This window comes from Bradyrhizobium sp. RD5-C2, assembly GCF_019972155.1.
Classification (GTDB): domain Bacteria; phylum Pseudomonadota; class Alphaproteobacteria; order Rhizobiales; family Xanthobacteraceae; genus Bradyrhizobium.
Genome location: NZ_BOVL01000056.1, coordinates 252,751 through 278,331, shown reverse-complemented (window position 1 = coordinate 278,331; position 25,581 = coordinate 252,751). Strand labels below are relative to the sequence as shown.

The following is a 25,581-nucleotide window of genomic DNA, read 5'->3' as shown; positions in this document are numbered from 1 at the left end:
AAACGATATCTGCCCCCGAGCCCCCTCCTATTTTCGCTCGACACCGGCATGAAGCGACCGATCCTAATCCAAAAAAGAGAAAGCACTCCGCTAGTGCCAAACAAGATCAAGCCGACCAGGAAGAAAAACCAACTCGCACCGTCGACTGCACCGGAGGCGGCATGGATGGTCTTCTCCGATCGATGCGGCTAAAGCCGGGCTGCTTGTGAAGCGTTCATGAAGACCATCCGGCTCGCCGGAAAACGATATCCATTATCCGCCGGCCGCGTGAGGCCGTTAGCAAATCAGCAAGCAGGCCGGCGCAGGCTTCTCGGAGGGACGGGACCGGTTTTTGAACGTCTTGGCGGTTCCGTTTCGGAGGAGCCGGCGCCCTGCCCCATAACTTGCCGGCTCCTCTTTCTTAATCCTGTGTGGGTCGGGCAACAGTCATTTGCCCTCGCATTTGCTAAGCTAACGGCACTGGGAATTCATGGCCCAGCGCTGGAAAACAATGACGCCGCCGGGACAATGTATTTCGAGCCCGGCGGCGTACTTTGTGCGCAGCTTAGGTGGCACCGGCCACGATCATGTTCTCGATGTCCTCAAAGATGGAGAGTGCGATCGCCTCGGCGGCGCCGTCCATACTGGTGACCTTTTCCCCCGCACCCAGGCATCAGCACAACGGATCTTCGCCCTGAGACCCTCTAACGTCTTCGCCGGCGTACTGAGGACCCTCTGTTCAAACTCGAAGCTCTCTCTCGAGGCCCTCTTCTCTTCCCGCTCCAACTTCCCGTATCCGCGGGGCTTCCGGGCGTACCATTCGTCGAATGCCGCGACGATTTCAGCGCCGTGTTGGCGAAGCTCGTCTGATGGCTCAATCTTCCACTGCACCAACTCTAGCCGATCGTCTGTCTCTTTCTTCTCTTGTCGGAGCGCCGCCTCCGGGAATGAGGGAGCCGCGACTTCAGGTAATTTTTCCCTTGATAACAGCCTCTGGTTGATTCAGAATCTCGGAAGAGATCACCGGGAGCTCGACGACGATGGCAGCTATCGGCACCGTAGCTTTTCTCGTACTTCTCGGCGTGACCATGTTCGCGAAAGCGCGCCTCAAAGTGCGCGCGGCCTATCGGAAGCAAATGACCGATAACGCCATGCGCTCGATGGGCGCTGATTAAAAGGGTTCTCAGTTTGAATTTTCCGAGGTTTCCGTGGGTGACCTGCGTTCCGGCGCGACAGCGGACCTTTATTTGCCGTTGTGTTCACAGGTGGACAGAACCAAAGGCATCAGTGGTGCTTTAACGTCCCATCACCGCCCCGCCCTTGGCTACTATCGGTGATGAGAACGCCGTCATCGCGCTCCCGCCTAACCTCAGGGAGCATCGCCATGCAAAAGCGGCGACGTTTCAAGCAAACCCAGTCACTAGAGGAGCGCCTCACTGAGGAGGCGCAGAGCCTGCGCGAGGAAGCCAAGACGCTTCCACCATCCGCGAAAAAAGAAGCCATGCTGAGGAAGGCCCGGCATGACGAGGTGGCCGCCCATTTGACAGAGTGGCTGATGTCACCGGGATTAAAGCCGCCGGTTTAGCAACCATCTCCTTCACACCCGCGTTATCCCGAATCACCGGCACGCGATCTTCAGGCGTCGGTGGCTGAGAGTTTCTATGCGCTCCCGCCTTTCATGGACGGTGGAGTGCCCTACATGGACCGCTATTTCTTCGACATTCAATGCGGAGGCGAGTTCTTTGCAGATGAAGAAGGGCTCAATTTTACCGATCAAAAATCCGCAGAGATCGACGCGATGCAAGCGCTCATCGGAATGGCCAAAGACTCAATTTTTTCAAACGAACGGCCCGATATGGCGATCGAGGTTCGCTCCGCAACCGAACGGCTGTTTTGCGTGTCCCTGATCTCTCGCAAAAACGGCGCGAAACATTAAGGCCCCCTCAGTTGGCCCCGTCCCTGATCTTGCCTTTGCCTTCGCAGGCCGCGCATTTGACCGGATAAATTCTGTGACCCGGCTGGACCGCCTGCGCAATCGGCTGGACGCCCGTTCCTTTGCAGGCTGGGCAGATGCGCTCTTTGATCTTCGGCTGCATGGTGACTAAGCCCTTCTGGCTGCCTCAGTTGGCGCTCAGCCAAGTCGGCCGAACGCGCAAACGCTGGACGCTTAAAGAAACGGCCCCAGCGCGTTGGAACGAACGCTGAGGCCGCCTCACCCGTCCGCCGAACAGAAAGGGGCCGCCTCGCGTCGTGCGGCCCCCAGCCGAGGGGAATTCTCGAAAAGCCTCGTGCGGTGAAAACAGGACTGCCCCGGCAACGGCAAGCTACGCTTATGCACAGGGATTGAGGACTCCGGGAGAGCACGGTGTTCCCGCACCAAGCATGTTCGGTTCGTAAGGTTGGCGTCAGCCAGAAATGTTTAGATACACGGACTGCAACATGGAAACTCGTTACCGCCCGGCTGCCGCAAGGTTGCCGGGCGTTCTTTGTTTCGTGTCCTGGCGCGCCTTGACCAATCCGTTGTGATCTTCGCCTCCTGTCCCGCGAGGCGTAGCGGCTTCACCTGATGCTGGATTTGCGCGATTCATTGGGGCATGCCCTGGCGCCGCAAGCCTGGACTGCTCCGGTCGATCGCAACGCCGGCTTCAAAACGGTGCTGGTCTGCTGCGTCGGCTGTGAGCATCACAACGGCCGGCTGAAGCTCGCCGACCTTCCGGACTGGGATTGGTACGATATCTCAGCGCATCTGAAATGCACCGCCTGCGGCAAGGTCGGCTGGGTCGATACTCGAATGGACTGGGGCGAGATCATCAATTTCGCCAAGGGTGTTTCGGGCTGAATAGCGTCAGCGACCAGAGTCCATAAAAAACACCAGCGCCCCTACCCGACGCTGGTGCTGTAGTTCCGCATGCGTGTAGCGTGCACCGCTGCGTACAGCTAGTTTCCGAAAACCAGCCCGCGCTAGACAATGCATCTTTGGTCTATGCGGAACTCGCCAATCCGTCCCGGAACATGCCGGGAAAATTTCCCGCTGAAGAGATTGCACAGCAATGGTAGAGCGTTCGCCTCGTCCAACTTCGATCAGTGTGCAATATGGGAAGGCCTCCCGTCAAAAACCCGAAAACACGCCCTGTCTCAATCAGGCTCCTGCCAGAGGTCAAGAGGGCCACCACTAAGGCGGCCGCTGCAGACTCTCGTTCTCTCTCCTCATTCATCCAGAAGCTGCTGACAGACCATCTGAAGAAAAAAGGCTATCTGAAACGTGATTAGCGGCTAGAAAAAAGCCCGGTGACCGAAGCCACCGGGCGGGATAGTTTCCTATGCTGAAGCTCTAATTCAGCGGATGCTCTATAGCATGGAACTACCGTGCGTTGAATCACCCATTGGTGGTATTAAGGGTATGGGGCTCGTCAGCAGCTTTATTGATCGTGAGAAATTTCGACGACACATCGCCACGGCTTCGATAAGTACTCGATCGCCTACCCGCGCAAGCGACTGATGCCTTCAATCCGAAAGACGCAGCCCAATTTCGGCCTTGGCCTCAATCTGGCGCCGCTGTCCAAGTTACGACATTCGCAAGAGCGGATTGGGACACAGGCACATCATCATTGGAACAATTATTCCCACTGTAATTCTGGTGGGGTGAGTCTAGGCCAAAAAGCCACGCATCCCGGTAACGGCCCCGGTCGATCGCCCCGAGCGGGGCCGTTTCCCTTTCCGTCTGCGGTTATGCCGCCAGACGGCGAAGCCGGGATATGTTCGCAGCAGGCGTTTATGCCCCGTTGCGAGTGCAATACACGGTCACCCCCGATGCCGCGATCTCAATGCATCGATCGCGTGAGCGACAATCACGCCAACGCTCAAAATGAGAAGTAATGCAATCAGTGCGTCAAACATAATCCGCACAGAAAAGCGAGCCGTCGGCGATCAGTCAAAGGGATTTCCTCGGCATCAATACATCGCTCGACAGCTGATGTGTCGTTGCAACAGGTAGGCAGCCAGCCACCTGGCGGGGGTTTCGGTGCGGCCCTGCCCGAGACGCCGCAGAAATAGTCCGGCTGCGCGAATGCGGGGGGCGTGGCGTTCGAATAAGAAGTCAGCGCCTGATCGATCAGTCGCCACATGACATTGGCGGCTACTCAACCCAATTCTCCGAACCGGCAGGACTGGCGGGCCTGCTGAAAACGTCTGATGCCGAAGGTCACATCATCATCGATCTCGGCAAGATCACGAAAAAGCTCAACCCATACGATGGACGGACGTCGACTTCGAGACGAGAGAGATCAGCATCAGCCAGCGCGCCGACGAGTTTCACAAGATCGGGCGCCTGAAATCCAAGAGCGCCCATAGGTCGATCCCGATGGCACCGATCGTCCTAAATAGTCCGCGGGAGTGGAAGCTTACTTGCCCCAAGGGCGAACTGGGGCTGGTCTTCCCGACCGGCGTCGGCGGCGTCGAGTCCCACAGCAACATGATGCCCCGCGGTTTCGAGCCCCTGCAAATGGCCGCCAGCGTCACCGAGCAAAACCCGTGCTGGACGGGGATAAGCCCGTGCTGGATGATGCAGGCAAGCCGCAGATCATCGCTATGGCCAAGTACGGGATTCACGCGCTTCGTCACGCCTGCGCCTCGCTCTGGATCGAACGGGGAATGAATCCCAAGCGCATTCAGAAGCTGATGGGACATTCAACCATCCAACTGACGTTCGACCGATACGGCCGCCTTTTCAAGGACAGCGATGCCGATCGGCGCGCGGCCGAGGACATCCAGGCACGGCTGCTTGGAAGCTAAGCGCAACACGGGCGCAACACGGATCGCTTAGGGCGCTGTATTGATTGATAAAAAAAAACGGTTTTGTAAACTGAAGGTCAGGGGTTCAATCCCCTCAGCCGGCACCACCTTTTCACGAAATCAATCAGACGGATCGGTGGGCCGTGCCTCTGTACGGGGTACCCAACATGGTCGCCCTGGCGAGCGGAGTGTTGGACAACCAGGTCGTGGAGGCTTGCACTCGCTGAAAACATTCCGCAAAATTGCCCGACGGGGAGCCACAAGCGGATTTCGGGCAGGCACCGGATGACGGAAAAGCAGTTGCGGGCAAGGACGTCTTTGCTGAAGGCAATGCTGTTGGTCTGTGCCCTGCTGATGGGCTACTCGGATCTCATCACCACCAACGAGATCCTGCAGCGGGGAATGGGCGAACTGAACCCGTTCATGTGGCTCACCCAGGAGTGGCTGGGCGAATGGTGGCTTATTGCCAAACTGGGTTTGACCTACCTCGTGATATGGTTGCTTTGGCACGGCAACAGCGAGCGCCAGATGGCTTATGTGGTCGCCCTCATTGCACTGCCCGTCTACAATAATCTGTTCATCCTCGCGGGCGCCAATTGAGCTGACCCTGCGATTGTGCTGACGAGCCGCCGGTCGCGCTGCCTGGCAGAGTTGCCGAAGCTCACTTGTTTCACAATGGACACAGCCAAGCGCGGTTCCAATGATGAACTGGTCCTACTATCTCGTCGGCGTTGCTGTTGTCCTGCTGCTCGTCGCCTATCGCCTGCATGGCGGGCTGTACAGGAAGGATAAGCTGCGGGACGAGCGATTGAATCGGCTGATCGACGAACGCATCGATCGCCTGGACCTGGATCGCGACAAGACGCACGAGCCGTCAGAGCTATGAAGACCGGCCGGTCAGCCACGTCGCGCGCAGATCATTCGGCCGAGATCGACCGTCGTCCGCAGCAGCCCCGCCAGCTCGTCGGAGAATACGGCAGCTCCGAACATGGCGAAGCGGGCTTTGACACCGGCGAACTGGCCGCAGCACGGTTCTTCGACGCAGATGCCGACGCAGTCCGCTGCTGCAAATCTCTTGATGATCCCGTGAATGCCGACCGTGCCGCCGCCGGTGTTGCCTTCAAACCGAAGTGCCTGGGCATCGAGTCCTCCATCCATATCGACACGGCTTGCGCCGCGCATTGTCCTTGGACCAAGCCGAGCATGTATTCGCGGTTCAATCAAAGAGACTCGCTTGGATTACCCACAACGTTTACCGGAGGCCGTAGTCTTCCGGTCTCCACGAGATGGCTCACACCGTCGACGGCACGCACGCGAGTACGCAAGGCACAGGTGACTCGTCGAAGGAACCTCGCTCGCTCGCCAGCAATTTTGGATGATGACCGTCATCTCAGCATGCTTCGCGAAACGCAACCCAAGCGCGCCGCGGATGTCGGCGATCATCCGACCTAGCCGGTCGATATCGACAGCAGCCGGGAACAGCCGGACGCCCTGTCATTGGCAGGAATCGTGGGGTCATCCCCGTAGCATCCCCATCCCTTGCCTTGTTTCTGTCCTTGCAGCCCGAAACGCGGTATGCAGAATGTGGGATGGGACTCAGCCAATGACCTATTTGATCCTTGCCCGGGACGGCACCAGTCAAATCGTGCTGAAGCGCGACAGCGAAGACGCGGCCGAGAAGAAGGCGCGCGAGCTGAAGGAGATGGGTTGGTTCGAGGTCGAGGTCCGCGAGGACAAGCCCGGCCACCCGGTCACGGCTACGGTGACCGATCGGCCCAACACCCTTCAATAACGCTTCCCTTCAATGCCGCCTTCCCTTCCATGACGGCTTGATGAACCTTTGCCGGACGGCCCTTACACATGTGTGAGGAGCCTACGATGTCCGACACAGCCCATTATCGCTTCCAGTCCGATCAGGCGCGACGGCTGGCCCGCCAGGTCACCGACGCCGCAGTGCGCGAAAAGCTGCTCGAAATGGCCGAGGAGTATGGCCGCTATGCCGACCAGATCGAGGCCCGCAGCATCGAACCAGCACCCGCCCAGGCGATGGCTCACTAGGCTCAACCCGCCCGCACACCGGGCCGATCGCGGCCAGGAAGCACCTCGCGAGGCCGACGGCCCAAGCTTCCAGGTCTGCTCCTGACGCACTTTCTGAAGCCTGCCGCCAAACCGCGCGAAAGCGTCTGAGGATTTGTTCGGAACATTATGCCCTCTCACGCGATTTTCCCCGCATGAGGGTCCGCGAAACCAACCGCAATTTGATGCTTCTGGGCGGCTTCACGCTGCTGAGCGTGGCCGCTGCCGGCATCGTCGCCCTGCTCGATCCGTCCCCCGCGCCGGCGAGCGCCGCGCCCCGGCCGGCCGCGAATCAGGCGCCGGCCCCAAGCCGGGCACTGGCCCAGACGCCGGTCCGGATCGTCGGTACCCCGTTCGTCCCGAACACCAATCCGCACCAGCGCTGACCCTCCTCGCGTACAGCTCACGTCACAATTTTGTCACCGTGCCTGCAAAACAGGCGTCTTCATCAACCATCATGATGGCGAGTGCTTGATTCCGCGGGGTTGCTCTGCTGCAATCCGCGCGCCCAAGGTGCGCCATGAAGTGGATGAAGGAACGCGATCTCCTGATCGCGCAGACAATGGCTTTCGTACAGTCGGTGAAGGGCAAGCTGCCCGACGCCGAGGAGCCGGCGCATGCCCCGCGGACCGCTGCGGCACCCGCCCCGCTGCCCGCCACCGCGGCGGCCGTGATCGAGGCAGCGTTTGACGCAGAGCTAGCCTTTGACGCAAAGCCCGCCGTGGAGGCAAAGCCCGCCCTGGAGATCGAGCCTACGGCCGAGGTCGAAAGGGTGGTCATGCCGCCGCCGCTGCCGGTGCCGACCGTGCTCGAAGGCCTGCCCCCCGCGCCGCTGCCTTTGACGGTGACCGTCGTCGAGGTCCCCCCGCCGCCGGCGCAGCCGCCGCAATTTGCCAAGCTCGACATCAGCGGCGACTTCGGATCCGAGGTGCGCGAGCGGGTGGCCAATTTCCGCGCGCAGCAGCAGCGTTTCCTCAGGGAGCGCGAGGAATATTGCACGACGACCATGGCCAAGGTCCGCGCCGCGATCCGCGACAACAGCGACCTGCCGCGCTCCGGCAAGTAACCGGCGCCCTCATCTCCGGACGTTCGCTGACCTTCAGCCCCGCGCGCCCGATTTCACCGGCTCGGTCAGGAAGCGTCCGCTCGATCGCGCCGGTACCGGCTCTTCCATGGCGTCATCGGCAGGCTGCTTGTCTTCCAGCATCGATCGCAGGTCGGCCACCGCCTGGGTCATGCGCTCGGCGAATTTGGCCGCGGCGCCATCGAGGAACGCCCTGTCCTTCGGCTTCGGCTTGGCGATCCGCAACTCGAAACGGGACGTTCCGTCCGGGCCGTCGAGAACGGCGCGGGTCATGATGATGCGCGGCGCTCCGGGCACCGGCAGCGTGATCCCGACCGTGAAGTAATCGTCCGGACGCCAGTCGAGCGTTTCCTCGACGTTGGTATGGTTGCCGTGCGCGCAATGGTTTTTGGTGCCGACACCGCGTCGCCCCTTGCCTGACTCCTCGATGATGTCGTCGGCATCCCACCATTTCATCCATTGCCCGGGCACGGTGATGAACTCCCACACCGTTTGCCGCGGCGCGGCGATGTCGAACTCCAGGATCGCGTAGGCGTCTTCGCGCGTCACCTCCATCCGCGTTTGCGCGTCGTCCTCCTGCCACGCCGCTTCGAGATCGCGCGCCCACAGCGTCACGTCGCCGATGATGTCGATGGTTTCCTGATGCGGGATGAGACCTTGCGCCACCGGATCGACGCCCATGGCGCGGATCGCCGCGTCGCTGTAGAGCGCGTAGGCACGCCCGCCGAGCTTCTCGCCGACCGTGTTCTTGAGCAGCCGGTGGACCAGGATTACGTCGCGCCCGGCGAGCTCTTCCCTGCCGCCCATCTTCTGCTTCACCATCTCGCCGTGATGGACGACGAACTTGAAATCGAGATCGCCCATCGCGACGCAGGCCTTGCACTCGCAGGTCGAGGCCTGGCGAACGTCACGCAACCGCCTGCGGAATTTGAGATAGGCGCCCTCGATCGCGTCCTGCAGCAGCGAGCCGTCGATTGTCCCGGTCGAGTAGACGAAGGCGGCGTCGCCTTCGAACTTGGCGAGGCGAAATGGCGGACGCAGCCCTTTCACCACCACGTCCATGAAATCGGCGATGATGTCCTGCGCATGGTCGAGTTCGACCGCCGCGAGGAAGTTGGTATAGCCGGAAATGTCGGCAATCGCGAAATATGCCGCTTCAGCCTTCGGAAGCATGTAAACCTCCCGCGTAACCTTTTCGTGTAATGACGCAGTCTGTCACACCGCGCCATACGCGGTCGAGAGCGGCGCCCCTCGTTCTGACGCGTTCTCTGAGCGCGAACCGGTATCCACTTCGCTTGAAAGCGCTCTAGCGGCCGCCGATCTTCTCCAGCACCGGCAGCAGATGCTTCAAGAACTCGCTTGGGTTCTCGCTCATCGGGAAATGCCCGAGGCCCTTCATGATGGTGGCCTCACTGCCGGCAATGCTGTTCGCCACCGCCAGCGTCTCCTCCGGCGTGCAGGAATAGTCGTATTCGCCCGACAGCAGGAACAGCGGGCAGCGTCTGGTGTCGATCTCGGCTATGCGGGCGCGGATATCGCCGTCGATCTTGTAGAAATAGAGGTCGCCTTTGAACACGCCGGGCCCGCCCTGCATGTAGTGCCACAGCGTCTCCCACCTCTCTTTGTCCGGCGCATCGGGGCCGACGAGACCCGAGACGATCGCGGCCGCGACCTCGCCGCCATGCACGTCCGGCCGGTGCAGGAAATTCAGGTCGTAATAGGGATCGACATGCGCGCCGGCCTGCAGGCCGATGATCGCACGGAAGCGTTCGGGATGCTCGAGCGCGAGATGCAGCGCGATCCGGCCGCCGATCGAGCAGCCGATCACGATCGGCCTGTCGAGGCCGAGCGCATCGATCACGGCCAGGATCATCGCCGTGTATTGCGCCGAGGTGAGCTGGTACTCCTCGTCGTGCCAGCCCTGGGGCGGCGACGACTTGCCGTGCCAGGGCATGTCGAAGGCGATGACGCGATGATTGCGCGTGACGCTGACATCGTTCATCAGGCCGCGATATTGCCGTCCGTCGGCGCCCGCGGTGTGCAGGCAGAGCAGCGGCGTGCCCTCGCCGGCCTCCTCGACATAGACGCGGTGCGGCCGGCCGGACAGCTCGAGCTGCATGTAGCGGCCGATGATCGGCTCGAATTTGGCGCTCATGCCGCCGCTCCCTCGCGGCGCAGCTTGCCGAGCGCCTCCTTGAAGTAACGCAGGTTCGCCATGAAGATCTGCAGCTCGCCCTCGGCCTTCAGCACGCGGCGCTTGATCAGCGCCATCAGGTCGTTCGAGCCCGGCGGCGGCCGCTTTTCGCAGAACCTGTCCCATTCCTCGTCCGAGGTGCGCAGGGCAAACGACGACGACGGCATCACGAACGGGCCCTTGGTCACCGCCACGATCCGGCCCTCATGGATCGCGATCAGCCAGGCAGCCTTGCCGATCTCGAGCAGGAAGGTCGTGGTGAGGTAGCGGCCGCGCCGCACCAGGCCGGCGTCGCCATTGACCCGTTCCTTCAGCATCTCGATCATGTCGGCTCCACCCCGATCGCGGCCCGTCCGCGCAGGCCGCAGCGGGCACTTGTCCTGCCGGCAATGATGGAAGGAATGGCGGGGCCGTCAATCGGTAGAGGCGTCGCGCGGCCACGGCGTTTTCGCGTGGGCCGCTACATACAGGTTTGGGCTAAAGCCAGATTTTCCCTAAAGCCACGACCAGACCAGCGCCACGTTGGCGGCGCAGGCTGCGAGCAGCACAACCGCAAGCGCGAGCTGTACGCGTTCGTAGGGGGGCTGGTGGATCGCTCTCATGGCTCGGAACATCCGGCGATTCTACCCGAGGAGTCCCGGGGATTCTTTTTTCCGGGGTTTACCGCTCATTAAGGACTCAGGCCCCTCCGGCGAAAGGTCCGAAATGACTCATGTTTTCAGATGCTTGCCTGGATCCTCGCTCACGGTTCCGTGATCGGAACGGCGATCTGGCCTGAAACCCGGGAGGGGCCTTGGCGTTGTTATCGGTTGTTTGGGGAAACGACGAATGCCGTACGCGCTGTTTTATCAAGACGCCAAGCTGAGCAAGGCCTATCCGACCGAGGCCGATGTCTGGAAGCTTGCCCGGAAATCGGGCCTGGTGGTGGATGCCGTCTCCGAGGAGGAGCAGTCCTCGCCTCGCCCGGTGCTGGACAATGACTACGAGATCCGGCCGTGCCAGCCCGAGCCGAACGAGGACCCGGTCAAGAACAAGGCCGATGCCGATCGCGAGGCACGCCTGGAGCCGCGGTTGAACTGAGGAACAGCGGATCGTCCGGTGCGCGGGGGCGGACCGGATGCCGATGCGGCCGTCGTGCTGCCGTTACGGCGTCGCCGTCGCCAGCGACGCCTGTTCGGCGGCGAGCGACACGCAGATTTTCCGCCGATGCAGACCGCGGATCGACCCGGTCACCTTGAGCACCTTGCCGGCCGTACAGGAGGCGTCCTGCACGAACACGACCTCATAGGGCGCAAGCGCCAAGGGTTCGGATTTGAGGATGGTCTGGGCAAAGCACGGCACAGAGACCGCAGAGATGATCAGCCCTAACGCAAAGCTACGCATGTTTGTTTGTCCACCAGCCCGGCGTTCCCACAATAGCGCATCACGATGAAAGTTCCGTGCAATGCAGGAATTATTTTTTGCATTGCACGATCAGGCCTGAACATCGGGTGAATATGGGGGCGCGAGCAAGCGGCCGGCCAACAAAAAAGGCCGACCCGAGGGCCGGCCTTTCGATCTCGATGCGACGACGATGTAATCAGTAGCGGGAGCCCACTGGACCGCCCCAGCCGAAGCGGTAGTTGACCCCGAGCTTGACGGTGTGTTCGTCGTTCCGGAAGCTCGCGCCGACAACGTCGGCCGGACCGCTGGTGAAGGTGGTCTTGCCGAAATTGTAGTACTGGTACTCGGCCTTCGCCGACCAGTTCGGGGCGAACATGTATTCGAGGCCCGCGCCGACCGTGTAGCCGTCCTTGTGACCGCCATCGGTGGTGAAGGCCGCCGGCACGCCGCCGACCGCCGCCGTGATGTTGTTGTTGTCGCGCCAGGCATAACCGCCCTTGGCGTAGAGCAGCGCCGGACCCCAGGTGTAGCCGAGACGGCCGGTCACCGAACCGAGCTGGTCGGTATTGCCGGTCACAACCGTTCCGGCGGGGAACGTCAGGCCATTGTTCGAGGAGCTCGGCAGCCAGGAGTACTGCGCCTCGATACCCATCACCCAGTTGGGCGCGAACTGATAGTCGAAGCCGCCCTGCACGCCACCCATGAAGCGCGCGTCGCTGCCCATCAGATTGGTGCCGTCGGTGAACGCGCCGCCGACATGGCCGCCGATATAGAATCCGGTCCAGTTGTAGACGAGCGCCGGGGCGGTATAGGGCGGCGGTGCCTTGGTGTAGGTGCGGGCCGGCATGTCAGCCGCAAATGCCGGGCCCGCAAGGGCGGCCAGCGCGACTGTGCCGAGCAAAAACTTCCTCATCTTTGATCCCCGTTACGAACGCTGCGCTGTTAAGCCAAACAACGTGACGCCAATTAGGTTGCTTTGGGGCAATGCCTGACCTGTGATGTTTCCGAGCTGTGACAGGGTCGCAACAACGCCCGTTTGTTCCTTGGCACAGAAGGGTTTTTTCACCGGTTAAGCAGCCGTATTTCGGCTGTATGTAAGTCGCAAACGGCTAAGGTGAAGTTCAGCCCTCCCCGAAAAGTGATCGGAGCTCGCTAACGATCCGGTGAGGCTTGCGACAGCCCGCCGCTGTCAGCGCGACATCTTTTCCAGATCGGGAAATGCCGCGTAGGACGCGCCGGCGCAGGCCTCGGCGGCATTGTCGAGGATGCGGTCGAGCCGGCCGTCGACGAACAGGACGCCGCGCTCCCGGGCCGGGCGGTAGTTGCCGTCGGTCTCCTTTGCGCTGTAGCGCAGGCAGACCACGTAGCGCAGCCGGCCGCCGACCGTGCGCTGCACCGGCTCGGCGATCCCGCCTTCGCGGACCCCGACCGGGTTGTTCAGATAGGTCCGCATGAAGGCCAGGATCTGGTCGCGGTACCGGTCCGGAAACGGTTGGTTGGCGACGCCGCGATCGTCGGTAAAGGTGGTCGAGCTGCCGCCGTCATCGCTGGTGAGGCAGCCGGCGAGCGGGATCGAAAGCAGCAGGATCGCCGCCAGTCTTGATGAAGTCCGCAAAGTCAGCTGTTTCATGTTGCCCCGTTTGCGTCTCATAAACCGCCAGGCGGGGAATTCGCAACTCGGTTGTTCCTGCCCGTAACCGCGCCCTCCGGGTCTCAAAGCCCGGACGCACTCCGGCCCGCCGCCATTGGGGAAGCAATGGACGGACGGGCCGGTCTGCATCCCAAGGGCGCAGCGGGGCAATGTGGATCGAACGACGCCCTTCGGATCAGGTTCAGTCGCGCTTGATCAGCCGCGCTTGGCCGGCACGACGTGCTTGGTGGCGACCTTGGCGTGGACGTGCTTGGTCGCATGCTTCGGCGCCTTCACCTTCAGCATGCCCATGTGCTTGTGGTGGCGGTGATGGCGATAGTGCTTGTGGTGCATCTTGGCGTTGGCGTTGCGCACCTTCGACGGCAGCTGCTCGCTCTTGATGACGGGAGCGGCCTTGGTCGCCGGAGCGGTCGTGGTCACCGGCGCCGGAGTTGCGGTCTTGCCGGCCTCGGCGGCGAGCGCGGGCGCTGCGATCACGGACATGGCGAGCAGCGCGGCGGAAATCGTCTTCAGCATGGTGGTCTCCTCTGCGGGATCGAGAGGTCTCCGGCCGGATGGTCGGCCTCACCGATCAATGCACGTGACCTTATGGGCCGCGCACTGAACCCGTTCTGAAGGGCATGGACGGAATTCATTCATGTGAATGACATCTTGGTCATGTTGGCCTGCCCCTGCCGGCCGATCGCAGGGATCACGCAATCGTGGCACCGGCCGGGAATGTTCTGCACCCTCGGGTGTTCAAGTCAGCAGGCTTGGGTGTAGGATTACCGAGCACGATCAGGAACGATCAGGAGCAACCAGGAATGAGCAGGACGACGAAGTTTTTGGGCCTCGCAGTGCTCTCGATGACCCTCGCCGCCGGGCCGGTCATCTCGGCCTACGCTGCAGGCGGCGACAATCCCTCCCCGCCGGCTTCCGACAGCGGCGGCAAGGGCAAGAAGGCGAAGAAGGACAAGAGCTCCGCGATCGACGATCAGAAGTTCCTGGCCGGCTATCACGCCGCCTATGCCACGATCTACGACAAGCACGACTATACCGCCGCGATCGAGCAGCTGAAGGCGCTCGGCCATGATGACCGTGCCGACGTCGCGAACCTGATCGGCTATTCCTATCGCAAGCTCGGCGACTACAAGGTCTCGCAGGTCTGGTACGAGCGCGCGCTGAAGGCCGACCCGGCCCATGTGCGCACCTGGCAGTATTACGGCCTCTGGCAGGTCGAACAGGGCAACCGCGATCAGGCGCAATACCACCTGAACCGCATCGCCCAGCTCGCCGGCACCAGCAGCGACGAATATCGCTCGCTCGCCGCCGCGCTGGAGAAGCCCCCGGGCACCGGCCTGGTCTATTGAGCTAAGGCAACCGTCCAAACATCGAGCCGGCGTAGTCGCGACGACTGCGCCGGCTTTTTGCTGTTCCCTAGCCGCTGGATGGGTGGAGCGCAGCCTACGGGTAGTGCTCGAGGCGCCGGTCGGGCTTTTTCGGACGGCTCGCGCCGACCGTGCTGCCATCAGCGCTTTCCGCCGGCTTCGCCGGATGCGCGGCCTTCGCGATCGGCGGGCCGCTGTCGCCGGTCTGCTTGCCAGTGTTGATCGCCTGGCCGGTGGTGGCGACGTTGGCGGCCTGCTCGGCTCCCGCTGAGCCGGCCGACGGACCGGAGCTCTGCGCCAACACGGTTCCCGATAGCACCAGTGCCGCCATCAGTATTGCCGCGTTGATTGTCATGGAGGGGCCTTCTGCGCACGAATGATGCACAGCAACGCGCCGCTGCCACGGTCGTTCCCCCGGGGCCATCATTTAAGGTAAATGCAAGGCGAATGCCCGCGCACGCCTCCGGCAGCAGCACACGGGCGGGTGCGGCTCAATCAACCATGCGCCGCCGTCGGGCTGCGCAGCGCCGTCTCGCTATACTCGGCCCAGGCCTGCCGCAGGATTTGCACCGACGAGGTGAGGAATATCATCGCCATCACCGCGGCGACCGCGAGATCGGGCCAGGCGGTGGCGGTTCCCCACACGCCGAGCGCGGCCACCATCACGATGAGGTTTCCGATCGCATCGTTGCGCGAACAGAGCCAGACCGAGCGGACATTGGCGTCGCCGTTCTTGTAGGGCAGCAGCAGCACAACGGACGACAGATTCGCCGCAAGCGCCAACGTCCCTATCGCGCCCATCACCTCGGCCTTCGGAACACCGAGGATAAGGGTCTGGTAGACCGTCGAGCCGACGACCCACAGCGCCATCAGGCTCAGCGAAGCACCCTTCAGCAGCGCCGCCGACGCACGCATCCGCAGGCTTGCGCCGATCACCGCAAGGCTCAGTCCATAAGTGACGGTGTCGGCCAGGAAGTCGAGCGCATCCGCCTTGAGCGCCTGCGATCCGGCAAGCTGACCCGCGATCATCTCGGTCAGGAACATCGCGCCATTGATGGCAATGACGGTCCAGAGCACGCGCTTGTAGCGCGGATCGAGGCCGTCAAACACCGGAACGCCGCCCGAGCAGCCGCACGCATCAACCGTGTGATGACGATCCGATGACGGCGCGCCGGCCTTCGCCGGCAGTATCAGCGGCGGTGGCGCACAGCATTCAGACGTCTTCTGCTCGCAGCAATCGCTCATTGTTTCTCCTTCCAGACCACAGGATAAGGCCGCTCGCATCACGCATTCAAGCCGATCGGTCTGGAACAGCTCTGCTTTGATGATGCCCCGCACTAGCGGGGGCTGCCGGCTGCATGTCAGCCGACAGCCCCACGTGCGCGGAGCGACGATACGGGCGTCGGCTCACTTCGCCTTCTGGATCGTGGTGACGGTGTAGCCACCGTCGCCCTCCTGGGCTTCGAACTTGACCTTGTCGCCGACCTTGACCTGCTTGAGCAGCGCGGGATCCTTGACCCGGTAGACCATCGTCATCGGCTCATCCATGCCGAGGGTCTTGGCCGGCCCATGCTTGAGCGTGATCTTGCCTGCGCCCTCGTCGATCTTCTTGACCTCGCCGTTGATCGCTGCGGCCTGCGCGAAAGCGCCGCCCAGTGTCAGCGCCAGCGCAGCTGCGGCTACGATCCGGGTCATCCTGTTCATTGTTGTCGTCCTTTCTCTCGTTGTCGATTTCATTTCACGATGACGCGGCCGGTCATCCCGTAGTCGCGGTGATCGGGGATCAGGCAGGAATATTCGAACGTCCCGGCCTTGGTGAACTTCCACACGATCTCGGCGGTCTTCTTGGGCGCGAGGCGGACGCCGTTCGGATCGTCATGCTCCATATGCGGATGCTTCTTCATGACTTCGGCATGCTTCAAATTCTCCTCGGTGGTCGCGAGCAGGAATTCGTGATCCTCAGTGCCGGCATTCTTGATCACGAAGCGGATCTGTTCGCCGCGCTTGACCTCGATGCGGAACGGCGTGAACTCCATCTCCTTCATCTCGACCTCGACCGTGCGCGACGGCTTGCTGGGATCACCGGGCTCGCCGGCCGAATAGGATTGGTGATCGTGCTTTTCGTGACCGCGCGACGGCGCCGCGGTGATCGACAGCGCAACAAGGGCGATGCCGATGGTGGTGACGTGCTTCACTGGATTCTCCATTTTGCTTTTGATGGTTGCGTGTCGTGGGATGGCGCGTCGATCCGCTACATCTTCATTCCCTTCATCGATGGCTTGGCTTTTCGCTCCGGAGCCGCCGGCGGCTGACGCGCGGGCTCGGCGGCGGGCGCCTCAACCTCATAGGCGACGGTGCCCGGCGGATAGTTGTAGGGACCGGGATCGGCGTAATCGCCGCGGCCGAGCCCGTCGCGGATCTTCATCACCGTGAACATGCCGCCCATCTCGATCGGCCCGAATTGTCCGGTCCCGGTCATCATCGGCAACGTGTTGTCTGGCGCAGGCATCTCCATGTTGCCCATCGCCATCCCGGTCGATCCCATCACCATCGCGTCGGGCGCGAGCTTGCCGACCGCCTTCGCCAGATCCTGGCGCGACACACCGATGAAATTTCTGACGTCGTGGCCCATCGCATTCATGGTGTGGTGCGACTTGTGGCAGTGAAACGCCCAGTCGCCGGGATTGTCGGCGAGCATGTCGAACGCCCTGACGGCGCCGACCGGCACGTCGGTCGTGGTCTCCGGATATTGCGCGCTCTGCGGCACCCAGCCGCCGTCGGTGCAGGTCACCGCGAAATTGTGCCCATGCACATGGATCGGATGGTTGGTCATCGTGAGATTGCCGATCCGCACGCGGATCCTGTCGCCGAGCCGGATCGGCATCGGATCGATGCCGGGATAGACGCGGCTGTTCCAGGTCCACATGTTGAAGTCGGTCATCTCGTTGACCTTCGGCAGATAGGTGCCGGGATCGATGAGATAGCTGCTCATGATGAAGACGAAGTCGCGGTCGACCGGACGGAACGCCGGATCGCGCGGATGCACGATGAACATGCCCATCATGCCCATCGCCATCTGCACCATCTCGTCGGAATGCGGGTGGTACATGAAGGTCCCGCTGTGCTTCAGCTCGAACTCGTAGACGAAGGTCTTGCCCGGCTTGATGTGCGGCTGGTTGAGGCCACCGACGCCGTCCATGCCCGACGGCACGATCATGCCGTGCCAGTGCACCGTGGTATGTTCGGGCAGTTTGTTGGTGACGAAGATGCGGACCTTGTCGCCCTCGACCGCCTCGATCGTCGGTCCCGGTGCCTGGCCGTTATAGCCCCACAGATTGGCCTTCATGCCGTCGGCGAACTCGCGCACCACCGGCTCGGCGACGAGATGGAATTCCTTCCAGTCGCCGTTCATCCGCCACGGCAGCGACCAGCCGTTGAGCGTGACCACCGGCCGGTAGTCGGGCCCGCTGGTCGGATGCAGCGGCGGCTGCATTACGGCCTTGTCCATGGTCGGCGCTTCCGGAATCGCGGCGGCCTGGACGCGGCCACTGACAGCGCTTGCCGTGACCAGCGCCGCGCTCCCCAAAAATCCTCGACGTGAAAACATCTTCTGTCTCCGTTCAATGATCGCCGGCCGCGGGTGCGGTCGAGGCGACGGCGGATGGTGTCGACGGCGCGGCCGCCGGGCCGCCGCCGTTGATCGCGGTCTGCAAGTCGGATTGCGCCAGCCAGAAATCGCGTTTGGCATCGATCGCCGCGCGCAGCGAGCCGAGCCGCTGCCGCGCTTCGGTCAACAGCGCGAACACGTCGACCTGCATGCTGGAGAAACGCAGCTGCATCTCCTCGGTGATGATCTGCCGCAGCGGCAACACCTCGCGCTGGTAGTGGCTCGCGATGTCGTAGGTCGAGCGGTAGACGCGGTAGGCGTCGCGCGCCTCGGAGCGGACGTTGATCGCCTTCTCGGTCAGACGGTTCATCGCCTGCCGGTAGGTCTCGACCGCCTGACGCACCCGCACCTCGCCGCCATCGAAGATCGGAATCTGGAACTGGACGTCGAAGCCGCGCTCCTTGAACGGTGGGCCTTCCGGATCGCGCGTCCGCCTGTCGATGCCGGCGACGTCGAGCAGCGTGACGAAGCGCGTCGCCTCGGTGAGATCGAGCGCCTTGGCAAGCGCTATGATCTCCATCCGCGCAATCTGCAGATCGACGCGATGACCGACCGCGGCGACCTCGATCGACGGCTGTTCCAGCGGCCGCTTCGGCAGCGCCGGCAGCTTGTTCGGAATCTGGAAGCCGAGATCGCCGTCCCACAATCCCAACAGACGCGCCAGCCGCTCGCGCGAGCTCGCCGCGTTCTGCCGCGCGCTGGCGAGGTCGGCGGTGATCTCGGCGTAGAACACCTGCTCGCGGGCCTGATCGAGCTTGTTCATGCCGCCGGTCTCGCCGAGTTTCTTGGCGAGTTGGGCCGTCGATTCCGCGGTCGCCTTCGCGTCGGTCAGCAGCGCGACCATCTCGTTCGCGGCAACAGCCGCGACATGGCTGCGACGCACCTCGGCGGCGAGCCGCAAGGTGGCGAGCGCGGCCCTGAGCTGTGCCTGACGAAAGCGCTCGCGCGCGATCTCGGAGCGCGCCGGCAAGGTCGCCAGCGCCAGGATATCGCCGACCACCTGGCGTTCGACCTCGCTGGCACCGTTGCCGGTGATGCGGGACACCGAGAAGGTCGGATTCGGCGGCAAGCTGTCGGCGACGAGATCGGTCTCCGCCAGCGCCAGTTCGTTATAGGCGGCCTGCAGGCCCTTGTTGTTCAGCAGCGCGAGCTGGACGGCGGCATCCGCCGTCAGGCTGCGCGCCAGCAGCCGCTTCACCGCGGCATCGACGGTCGCGGCTTCGTCTTTGGTGCGAACGAAAGCAACGTCCTTGCCGATCGCCTGCTCGGTCACATCAGAGACGACGCCCATGCCGCCGTCAGGCGAGAACGACGCGCATCCCGCGAGCGCGGATGTCAGCAGCAGGATCGGCGCGATGGCCAGATGTCGCATGGCGCCCTCCTACCGATCAGATTTGGGTTGCGGCGTCACGCCATCGTTACGCTCGCGCCAGGGCAGCGGCGGCGCCGGACGCAGGCTGCTGTAGGGCGCGATCGTCGAGCGGTAGCCGACGCCGGCGCTGCGCGCCGACGGGTTGGCCGGATCGCCTGCGACGGCGAGCGGCTGGCCGTCGGCCATGCAGCCGGTGAGTGGCGCGACTGCGAGGATAGCGGGGGCGATCCGCAACACGAATGTGGATGGCGCGCGGCGGCCAAGCCGGTTGCCACGTCGTGTGGCAACGGCGGCGAGCCTCGCCCCGAAATGCGAAAACATGGGTCTGTCCCGATCATCAGATGAATCACAGGCATGCGCACGCGAACGCGCGGCGCAGCCACGATGTCAGCTGAGGATCAGGCGATGGGGGGACGGTAAAGCCGTGCGGGCGCCTCGCTGTGCAGGCTCTGGAAGGCCTCGGCGAGACGGATTGCAATCGGATGCAAAGGAGCCGCAACCGACGGAAGGTCAGCGGGCAGCGCCGACACGCACATCATCGCGCAGCACGACCCCGACGAATTCTTGCCGTCGTGGCTGTGCTTGACCGGCGGTTCAGCACCATCGGCTGCGTGATGGATATGCATGCCGCCATGATCGTGGCCGGCATAATCGTGCGCGGCGTTATCAGCATGCGCCATCGAGGCATCATGCACGTGCACCGCGACGGATGGCTGGACCTCATCGGTCAGGCACGGAAACGGCGCCCCGAACGCGAGTGCGACGGACGGCGCGAGGACACAGAACAGATAGGCCAGGATGATGGAACATCCCGCCCGCACCCGTCCCGACCTCGTCAACCGCACCAGCACCTGCGTGATCGCCCCGAACTCACCTCGCCCGCACCCCGGCTGCAAATCAGCCGGCCACGAACCGCCATCGTATATACCCCCGCAGGGTATCATTCAATCCGGTTTGAACCGGCCAACGGATTTCCCGCCCCTGCTACACGCTGTCGCATGACGGGCGCAAGACATCCGCCTCCGGCATCCTCGCGCGAAGCGCGAAGCCCTTCACGACGGCGAAGATCGCGGGAATCACGATCAGCGTCAGCAGGGTCGACGAGATCATACCACCGATCATCGGCACCGCGATGCGCTGCATGATCTCGGAACCGGTGCCGGTGCTCCACATGATCGGCAATAGCCCGGCCATGATCGCGACCACCGTCATCATCTTCGGCCGCACCCGCTCGACCGCGCCCTCGATGATCGCGTGGTTGAGATCGTCGCGACCGATCGCGCGGCCCTCAGCAGCGCGACGCGCGGTGACCTCGGCCAGCGCCTGGTTGAGATACATTAACATCACGACGCCGGTCTCAGCGGCGACGCCGGCGAGCGCGATGAAGCCGACAGCGACCGCAACCGACAGGTTGAAGCCGAGCGCCCACATCAGCCAGAGCCCGCCGACCAGTGCGAACGGCAGCGACAGCATCACGATCATGGTCTCGGCCACCGAGCGGAAGTTGAGATACAGCAGCAGGAAGATTATCAGGAGCGTCACCGGCACCACGATCCTGAGCCGTGCCGCGGCGCGCTCCAGATATTCGTACTGCCCGCTCCAGACCACGTAGGTGCCGGCCGGAAACTGCACGGCGGCCTGCACCGCGCGCTGCGCATCCGCGACATAGCTGCCCAGATCGCGATCGCGGATATCGACATAGACGTAGGTCGCGAGCTGCCCGTTCTCGGTCCGGATCGTGGTCGGTCCGCGCGCCGGCGTGATATCGGCGACCTCGCCGAGCGGCACCGCCCCGCCCGCCGGCATCGCCACCAGGATGTCGCTGGCGATCGCGCCCGGATTGTCACGCAGGTCGCGCGGATAGCGCATGTTGACGGTGAAGCGCTGCCGCCCCTCCACAGTCGTGGTCACGGTCTGACCGCCGAGCGCAGTTGCGATCGTGTCCTGCACGTCCTGCACCGCGATGCCGTAGCGCGACAACGCTTCGCGGTTCGGCGTGATCTCGAGATAGTAGCCGCCGAGACCGCGTTCGGCATAGGCCGACGAGGTGCCGGGCACGCCCTTCACGACCTGCTCGACCTGGCGCGCGAGCTTGTCGATCACGGCGAGATCGGGACCGATCACCTTGACGCCGACGGGCGTCCGGATCCCGGTCGACAGCATGTCGATGCGCGCCTTGATCGGCATGGTCCAGGCATTGGAGACGCCGGGGAATTGCAGCGCCTTGTCCATCTCGGCGATCAGGCCGTCGAGCGTGAGGCCCTTGCGCCATTGCTGCTTCGGCTTAAGGTTGACCACGGTCTCGAACATCTCCGATGGCGCCGGGTCGGTCGCGGTGGCGGCGCGGCCGGCCTTGCCGTAGACCGAGACGACCTCCGGAAAGCTGCGGATGATGCGGTCCTGCATCTGCAGCAGTTCGGCTGCCTTGGTCACCGAGATCCCCGGCAGCGTGGTCGGCATATAGAGCAGCGTGCCCTCGTTGAGGTCGGGCATGAACTCGGTGCCGAGCTGCCGCGCCGGCCAGACCGTGACGGCGATCGCTGCGAGCGCCAGCAGGATCACCAGCGTCTTGGCCCGCAGCACGCCGTTGATGACGGGACGGTAGATCCAGATCAGGAAGCGGTTGATCGGATTTTTGTGCTCGGGGACGATCCTGCCGCGGACGAAGATCACCATCAGCGCCGGAACCAGCGTCACCGACAAGAGCGCCGCCGCCGCCATCGCAAACGTCTTGGTGAAGGCGAGCGGCGAGAACAGCCGCCCCTCCTGCGACTCCAGCGTGAAGATCGGCATGAACGACACGGTGATGATGAGCAGGCTGAAGAACAGCGCCGGTCCGACTTCCGCCGCGGCCTCGATCAGGATCGCAACCCGCGATCGGCCGGGCTCGGCCCGCTCCAGATGCTTGTGCGCATTCTCGATCATCACGATCGCCGCATCGATCATGGCGCCGATCGCTATCGCGATGCCGCCGAGACTCATGATGTTGGAGCCGATCCCGAGCAGCTTCATCGCGCCGAACGCCATCAGGACGCCGACCGGCAGCATCAGGATCGCGACCAGTGCGCTGCGGACATGCAGCAGGAACACGAAGCAGACCAGCGCGACCACGACGCTTTCCTCGAACAGCGTGCGCTTGAGGGTGTCGATCGCCGCATAGATCAGGTTGGACCGGTCATAGACCGGCACGATCTCGACCGATTTCGGCAGGCTGGTCGCGATCTCCTTGAAGCGCTTCTTGACGTTTTCGATCACGTCGAGGGCATTGACGCCGAAGCGTTGCAGCACGATGCCGCTCGCCACCTCGCCCTCGCCGTTCAGCTCAGTGATGCCGCGCCGCTCGTCGGGGCCGAGCTCGACGCGGGCGACGTCACGCAGCAGCACCGGCGTGCCGTTATCGGTCTTCAGCACGATGTTGCCGAGGTCGTTGATATCCCTGAGATAGCCCTTGCCGCGAATGACATATTCGAACTCGGAGAGCTCGACGGTGCGGCCGCCGACATCGGCATTGCTGGCGCGGATCGCATCGCGCATCCGCTGCATGGTGATGCCGCGGTCGCGCATCCGCTGCGGATCGAGGATCACATTGTACTGCTTGACGAAGCCGCCGACGCTCGCAACCTCGGCGACGCCTTCCGCTCTCGCCAGCGCGAATTTTAGGTTCCAGTCCTGGATGGTGCGGGTGTCAGCAAGATTCAGCTCTTTCGACATCACGGCATACTGGTAGACCCACCCCACCCCGGTCGCATCGGGACCGATCGTCGGCGACACGCCGGCCGGCAGCCGCGACGCCGCGCCGTTGAGGAATTCGAGCACGCGCGAGCGCGCCCAGTAGATGTCGGTGCCGTCCTCGAAGATGACGTAGACGAAGGAGACGCCGAAGAACGAGAAGCCGCGCACGACCTTCGACTTCGGCACCGTCAGCATCGCCGTGGTCAAGGGATAGGTGACCTGGTCCTCGATCACCTGCGGCGCCTGACCGGGATACTCCGTGTAGACGATGACCTGGGTGTCGGAGAGATCGGGGATCGCATCGAGCGGGAGATGCAGCAACGCGTAGAGGCCCGCGGCGGCCGCAAAGCCGGTGCCAAACAGCACCAGCAGCAAATTGCGCGCCGACCAGGCGATGACACGGGCAATCATGGCCGGCCTCCGTCCGTCGTCTGGCCGTCAGCCGCGGTCGCTTGCGCAGCACCGGCCTCGGCAAAGCCCTTGATTGCGGCCTTCAGGTTGCTTTCGGCGTCGATCAGGAAGGTCGCGGAGGTCACCACGGCATCGCCCTCGGCGATGCCGTCGCGGATCTCGACATAGCCGTCGCCGCGCCGCCCGAGCTTGACCTCGCGCGGCTCGAACCGGCCGTTGCCGCGGTCGATCAGCACGGTCTGGCGGCTCCCGGTGTCGAGGATCGCGTTGTCAGCCACTGTCAGCACCGGCGCCGGGCTGCCGATGTCGATCTCGGCGTCGACATACATGTCCGGCAGCAGCGCGAGATCGGCATTCTGCAATTCGATCCGCACCCGCGCGGTGCGCGTGTCCTTGTTGACCTGCGGATAGATCACGCTGATCTGGCCCATGAATGTGCGGCCGGGATAGCTGCGGGCCCGCACCACGACCTTCTGCCCGACCACGATGTTGCCGAGATCACGCTCGGCGACATCGACCAGTGCCCACACGACAGAAACGTCGGCGATCCGGAACAGCACGTCGCCGGGCTGGGCGCGCATGCCCTCGATCGCGGCGCGCTGCAACACGATGCCGTCGCGCGGTGACAACCACTGGAACGCGAGCGGTACCGTGTGGCTCTTTTCCATCTCGGCGATGAGGGTCTCGGGAACGTCGAGATTGGTCAGCCGCTGCTTGGAGCCTCGTCCGTAAGGCTCGATATTTGCGATCGCCTTCGAGGTCATGGTCGCGACATATTCGGCCGCCGCGGACGACACCGCCGGGCTGTAGATCTCCATCAGCGGCTGGCCCTTGGTCACCCGGCTGCCGGTCGTGATGTCGGCGACCTTCTGCACATAGCTCTCGGCCCGCATCGCGATGACGGAGACCCGCCGTTCGTCGAGCTGGATCGTGCCGGGTGCGCGCACCAGTGTGCGGATGCGACGCATCTGTGCCGCTTCGGACTTGACGCCGGTGCGCTGGATTTTTCCCGGCGACAGCGTGATCGAGCCGCCGTCGCTGTCTTCGCCGTCGTAGACGGCGATGTAGTCCATCCCCATGGAATCCTTCTTCGGCACCGGCGAGGTGTCGGGAAGCCCCATCGGATTGCGATAATATTTGACCTTACGCTCGCCCTTCGCGGCCGTGGCTTTGATGTCCGCCGGCATCGGCGCCTCCGGGTCGTCGAAGCTGAGATCGGCGCCAGCGGCGACGGGCTGATAGTCGCGGCCGTCAGGCGTCTGCTTCGGCGTCAGCGAGTAAGACGGCTTGCCGTCCGGATCGCGGAAATAGATCGGCGCGCCGGCTTCCGCCGCATGCGCGGCAGAGGCGGCAAGATTTGCGCCCGGCCACGGCGGCAGGCCGCGACCAACATATGCGACGCCTGCCGCTGCAACGATCGCAGCGGCAGCGCCTGCCAGGGCGAGCCGGTTCATTTTCCGGCCGTGACCACGAGCTTGCTTTCGACCGTGCCGGTCTCACCCTGCACCTTCGCACCCAGCGACAGTTGCCAGCGCCCGGCCATGCCGAAGTTCGCCTTGAACCGATAGGTGCCGGGTTCGGTCCCCGGCATCGGCGTGACCTTGGTGGCCATCTCCTGCATGCCGTCGGGCGCCATGTCGAGCCGCGTCGTGAAGATCACGGCGTCAGGCACGGCCTTGCCGGTCTTCATGTTCATCAGCCGGACGGTGACGACCTTGTCCGGACCGGCCTGGACAGTCTGGTCGACGAGCTGGAATTCGTAATCCTTGATGTCGGCGAGCGCGACAGTGGCAGTACCTGCCAGCGCCATGCCGATGAGCGCGGCCGCTACGGCACGCGACGTATTGAACAACGTCATTCGTTTCATTCCTCGA

Annotated in this window: 33 protein-coding genes; 13 read left to right on the top strand and 20 right to left on the bottom strand. The window is 63.3% G+C overall.

Going from position 1 to position 25,581, the window contains the following annotated elements; translation table 11 throughout:
• Positions 1 to 1,019 precede the first annotated feature (1,019 nt).
• From BraRD5C2_RS39485 to BraRD5C2_RS36010, 3 genes are all read left to right on the top strand, one after another.
• Positions 1,020 to 1,154, top strand: coding sequence for a hypothetical protein (locus tag BraRD5C2_RS39485; RefSeq protein ID WP_263010083.1), 135 nt, complete (start codon positions 1,020 to 1,022; stop codon positions 1,152 to 1,154).
• 209 nt (positions 1,155 to 1,363) lie between these two features.
• On the top strand, positions 1,364 to 1,564 hold the full coding sequence (locus BraRD5C2_RS36015; protein ID WP_223976595.1) for a hypothetical protein: 201 nt from the start codon (positions 1,364 to 1,366) through the stop codon (positions 1,562 to 1,564).
• Between the two features lie 114 nt (positions 1,565 to 1,678).
• Positions 1,679 to 1,915, top strand: coding sequence for a DUF6894 family protein (locus tag BraRD5C2_RS36010; RefSeq protein ID WP_223976593.1), 237 nt, complete (start codon positions 1,679 to 1,681; stop codon positions 1,913 to 1,915).
• Between the two features lie 7 nt (positions 1,916 to 1,922).
• Here BraRD5C2_RS36010 and BraRD5C2_RS36005 read toward each other — a convergent pair whose 3' ends face one another.
• Complete coding sequence (locus BraRD5C2_RS36005) at positions 1,923 to 2,075, bottom strand: DnaJ-like cysteine-rich domain-containing protein (RefSeq protein ID WP_223976591.1); 153 nt, start codon at positions 2,073 to 2,075, stop codon at positions 1,923 to 1,925.
• Between the two features lie 470 nt (positions 2,076 to 2,545).
• Here BraRD5C2_RS36005 and BraRD5C2_RS36000 point away from each other — a divergent pair, with 470 nt between their 5' ends.
• The 4 genes from BraRD5C2_RS36000 (at position 2,546) to BraRD5C2_RS35985 (ending at position 5,656) form a co-directional block, all read left to right on the top strand.
• On the top strand, positions 2,546 to 2,818 hold the full coding sequence (locus tag BraRD5C2_RS36000; RefSeq protein ID WP_223976589.1) for a hypothetical protein: 273 nt from the start codon (positions 2,546 to 2,548) through the stop codon (positions 2,816 to 2,818).
• Between the two features lie 1,712 nt (positions 2,819 to 4,530).
• Entirely contained in the window at positions 4,531 to 4,770 is a 240-nt protein-coding gene (locus BraRD5C2_RS35995) for a tyrosine-type recombinase/integrase (RefSeq protein WP_223976587.1), read from the top strand.
• Between the two features lie 285 nt (positions 4,771 to 5,055).
• Positions 5,056 to 5,370, top strand: coding sequence for a DUF5658 family protein (locus tag BraRD5C2_RS35990; RefSeq protein WP_223976585.1), 315 nt, complete (start codon positions 5,056 to 5,058; stop codon positions 5,368 to 5,370).
• Between the two features lie 103 nt (positions 5,371 to 5,473).
• Complete coding sequence (locus BraRD5C2_RS35985; protein ID WP_223976583.1) at positions 5,474 to 5,656, top strand: hypothetical protein; 183 nt, start codon at positions 5,474 to 5,476, stop codon at positions 5,654 to 5,656.
• Between the two features lie 11 nt (positions 5,657 to 5,667).
• Here the strand turns inward: BraRD5C2_RS35985 and BraRD5C2_RS35980 are convergent, their stop codons facing one another.
• Positions 5,668 to 5,952, bottom strand: coding sequence for a hypothetical protein (locus BraRD5C2_RS35980; RefSeq protein ID WP_223976581.1), 285 nt, complete (start codon positions 5,950 to 5,952; stop codon positions 5,668 to 5,670).
• Positions 5,953 to 6,373: 421 nt separating this feature from the next.
• Here BraRD5C2_RS35980 and BraRD5C2_RS35975 point away from each other — a divergent pair, with 421 nt between their 5' ends.
• The 4 genes from BraRD5C2_RS35975 to BraRD5C2_RS35960 all read left to right on the top strand — a co-directional run bounded on the left by BraRD5C2_RS35975 (position 6,374) and on the right by BraRD5C2_RS35960 (position 7,912).
• Positions 6,374 to 6,562: a hypothetical protein gene (locus tag BraRD5C2_RS35975; protein WP_223976579.1), complete on the top strand. Its 189-nt coding sequence runs from the start codon at positions 6,374 to 6,376 to the stop codon at positions 6,560 to 6,562.
• An 86-nt stretch (positions 6,563 to 6,648) separates the two neighbouring features.
• Positions 6,649 to 6,828: a hypothetical protein gene (locus BraRD5C2_RS35970; protein ID WP_212309788.1), complete on the top strand. Its 180-nt coding sequence runs from the start codon at positions 6,649 to 6,651 to the stop codon at positions 6,826 to 6,828.
• Between the two features lie 173 nt (positions 6,829 to 7,001).
• Positions 7,002 to 7,232, top strand: coding sequence for a hypothetical protein (locus tag BraRD5C2_RS35965; RefSeq protein WP_223976577.1), 231 nt, complete (start codon positions 7,002 to 7,004; stop codon positions 7,230 to 7,232).
• Positions 7,233 to 7,366: 134 nt separating this feature from the next.
• On the top strand, positions 7,367 to 7,912 hold the full coding sequence (locus BraRD5C2_RS35960; protein ID WP_223976575.1) for a hypothetical protein: 546 nt from the start codon (positions 7,367 to 7,369) through the stop codon (positions 7,910 to 7,912).
• Between the two features lie 33 nt (positions 7,913 to 7,945).
• Here BraRD5C2_RS35960 and BraRD5C2_RS35955 read toward each other — a convergent pair whose 3' ends face one another.
• The 3 genes from BraRD5C2_RS35955 to BraRD5C2_RS35945 form a co-directional block, all read right to left on the bottom strand.
• Positions 7,946 to 9,103 (bottom strand): DUF2652 domain-containing protein, encoded by a 1,158-nt coding sequence (locus BraRD5C2_RS35955; protein ID WP_223976573.1) that lies wholly within the window; start codon positions 9,101 to 9,103, stop codon positions 7,946 to 7,948.
• 133 nt (positions 9,104 to 9,236) lie between these two features.
• Positions 9,237 to 10,085 (bottom strand): alpha/beta fold hydrolase, encoded by an 849-nt coding sequence (locus BraRD5C2_RS35950; protein ID WP_223976571.1) that lies wholly within the window; start codon positions 10,083 to 10,085, stop codon positions 9,237 to 9,239.
• A complete protein-coding gene (locus BraRD5C2_RS35945; RefSeq protein ID WP_223976569.1) occupies positions 10,082 to 10,450 on the bottom strand; it encodes a hypothetical protein in 369 nt (122 codons plus the stop codon). The genes BraRD5C2_RS35950 and BraRD5C2_RS35945 overlap by 4 nt, the downstream gene beginning before the upstream one ends.
• Before the next feature lie 502 nt (positions 10,451 to 10,952).
• Here BraRD5C2_RS35945 and BraRD5C2_RS35940 point away from each other — a divergent pair.
• Positions 10,953 to 11,204, top strand: a complete 252-nt coding sequence (locus BraRD5C2_RS35940; RefSeq protein WP_223976566.1) for a hypothetical protein — start codon at positions 10,953 to 10,955, stop codon at positions 11,202 to 11,204.
• 63 nt (positions 11,205 to 11,267) lie between these two features.
• Here BraRD5C2_RS35940 and BraRD5C2_RS35935 read toward each other — a convergent pair whose 3' ends face one another.
• The 4 genes from BraRD5C2_RS35935 to BraRD5C2_RS35920 all read right to left on the bottom strand — a co-directional run bounded on the left by BraRD5C2_RS35935 (position 11,268) and on the right by BraRD5C2_RS35920 (position 13,674).
• A complete protein-coding gene (locus BraRD5C2_RS35935; RefSeq protein ID WP_050402822.1) occupies positions 11,268 to 11,507 on the bottom strand; it encodes a DUF6719 family protein in 240 nt (79 codons plus the stop codon).
• 196 nt (positions 11,508 to 11,703) lie between these two features.
• On the bottom strand, positions 11,704 to 12,420 hold the full coding sequence (locus BraRD5C2_RS35930; RefSeq protein WP_223976564.1) for an outer membrane protein: 717 nt from the start codon (positions 12,418 to 12,420) through the stop codon (positions 11,704 to 11,706).
• A gap of 276 nt (positions 12,421 to 12,696) precedes the next feature.
• Positions 12,697 to 13,137 (bottom strand): hypothetical protein, encoded by a 441-nt coding sequence (locus BraRD5C2_RS35925; protein WP_223976563.1) that lies wholly within the window; start codon positions 13,135 to 13,137, stop codon positions 12,697 to 12,699.
• Between the two features lie 216 nt (positions 13,138 to 13,353).
• A complete protein-coding gene (locus BraRD5C2_RS35920) occupies positions 13,354 to 13,674 on the bottom strand; it encodes a His-rich protein BRANT (protein WP_223976561.1) in 321 nt (106 codons plus the stop codon).
• Between the two features lie 287 nt (positions 13,675 to 13,961).
• Between BraRD5C2_RS35920 and BraRD5C2_RS35915 the strand changes: the two genes are divergently transcribed.
• Positions 13,962 to 14,507: a tetratricopeptide repeat protein gene (locus tag BraRD5C2_RS35915; RefSeq protein ID WP_223976559.1), complete on the top strand. Its 546-nt coding sequence runs from the start codon at positions 13,962 to 13,964 to the stop codon at positions 14,505 to 14,507.
• Positions 14,508 to 14,601: 94 nt separating this feature from the next.
• Here BraRD5C2_RS35915 and BraRD5C2_RS35910 read toward each other — a convergent pair whose 3' ends face one another.
• From BraRD5C2_RS35910 to BraRD5C2_RS35860, 11 genes are all read right to left on the bottom strand, one after another.
• Complete coding sequence (locus BraRD5C2_RS35910) at positions 14,602 to 14,880, bottom strand: hypothetical protein (protein ID WP_223976557.1); 279 nt, start codon at positions 14,878 to 14,880, stop codon at positions 14,602 to 14,604.
• Positions 14,881 to 15,020: 140 nt separating this feature from the next.
• On the bottom strand, positions 15,021 to 15,770 hold the full coding sequence (locus BraRD5C2_RS35905) for a cation efflux transmembrane domain-containing protein (RefSeq protein WP_223976555.1): 750 nt from the start codon (positions 15,768 to 15,770) through the stop codon (positions 15,021 to 15,023).
• A 162-nt stretch (positions 15,771 to 15,932) separates the two neighbouring features.
• Complete coding sequence (locus BraRD5C2_RS35900) at positions 15,933 to 16,229, bottom strand: copper-binding protein (protein ID WP_223976553.1); 297 nt, start codon at positions 16,227 to 16,229, stop codon at positions 15,933 to 15,935.
• Between the two features lie 29 nt (positions 16,230 to 16,258).
• On the bottom strand, positions 16,259 to 16,732 hold the full coding sequence (locus BraRD5C2_RS35895) for a cupredoxin domain-containing protein (RefSeq protein WP_223976551.1): 474 nt from the start codon (positions 16,730 to 16,732) through the stop codon (positions 16,259 to 16,261).
• Between the two features lie 44 nt (positions 16,733 to 16,776).
• A complete protein-coding gene (locus tag BraRD5C2_RS35890; protein WP_223976549.1) occupies positions 16,777 to 18,132 on the bottom strand; it encodes a multicopper oxidase family protein in 1,356 nt (451 codons plus the stop codon).
• Between the two features lie 13 nt (positions 18,133 to 18,145).
• Positions 18,146 to 19,564 (bottom strand): TolC family protein, encoded by a 1,419-nt coding sequence (locus tag BraRD5C2_RS35885; protein WP_223976547.1) that lies wholly within the window; start codon positions 19,562 to 19,564, stop codon positions 18,146 to 18,148.
• Between the two features lie 9 nt (positions 19,565 to 19,573).
• Complete coding sequence (locus BraRD5C2_RS35880) at positions 19,574 to 19,885, bottom strand: hypothetical protein (protein WP_223976544.1); 312 nt, start codon at positions 19,883 to 19,885, stop codon at positions 19,574 to 19,576.
• A gap of 77 nt (positions 19,886 to 19,962) precedes the next feature.
• Positions 19,963 to 20,415 (bottom strand): hypothetical protein, encoded by a 453-nt coding sequence (locus BraRD5C2_RS35875; RefSeq protein WP_223976542.1) that lies wholly within the window; start codon positions 20,413 to 20,415, stop codon positions 19,963 to 19,965.
• A gap of 133 nt (positions 20,416 to 20,548) precedes the next feature.
• A complete protein-coding gene (locus BraRD5C2_RS35870) occupies positions 20,549 to 23,707 on the bottom strand; it encodes an efflux RND transporter permease subunit (RefSeq protein ID WP_223976540.1) in 3,159 nt (1,052 codons plus the stop codon).
• Positions 23,704 to 25,161: an efflux RND transporter periplasmic adaptor subunit gene (locus tag BraRD5C2_RS35865; protein WP_223976538.1), complete on the bottom strand. Its 1,458-nt coding sequence runs from the start codon at positions 25,159 to 25,161 to the stop codon at positions 23,704 to 23,706. Before BraRD5C2_RS35865 ends, BraRD5C2_RS35870 begins: the two co-directional genes overlap by 4 nt.
• A complete protein-coding gene (locus tag BraRD5C2_RS35860; RefSeq protein WP_223976536.1) occupies positions 25,158 to 25,565 on the bottom strand; it encodes a FixH family protein in 408 nt (135 codons plus the stop codon). The genes BraRD5C2_RS35865 and BraRD5C2_RS35860 overlap by 4 nt, the downstream gene beginning before the upstream one ends.
• Between the last annotated feature and the right edge of the window lie 16 nt (positions 25,566 to 25,581).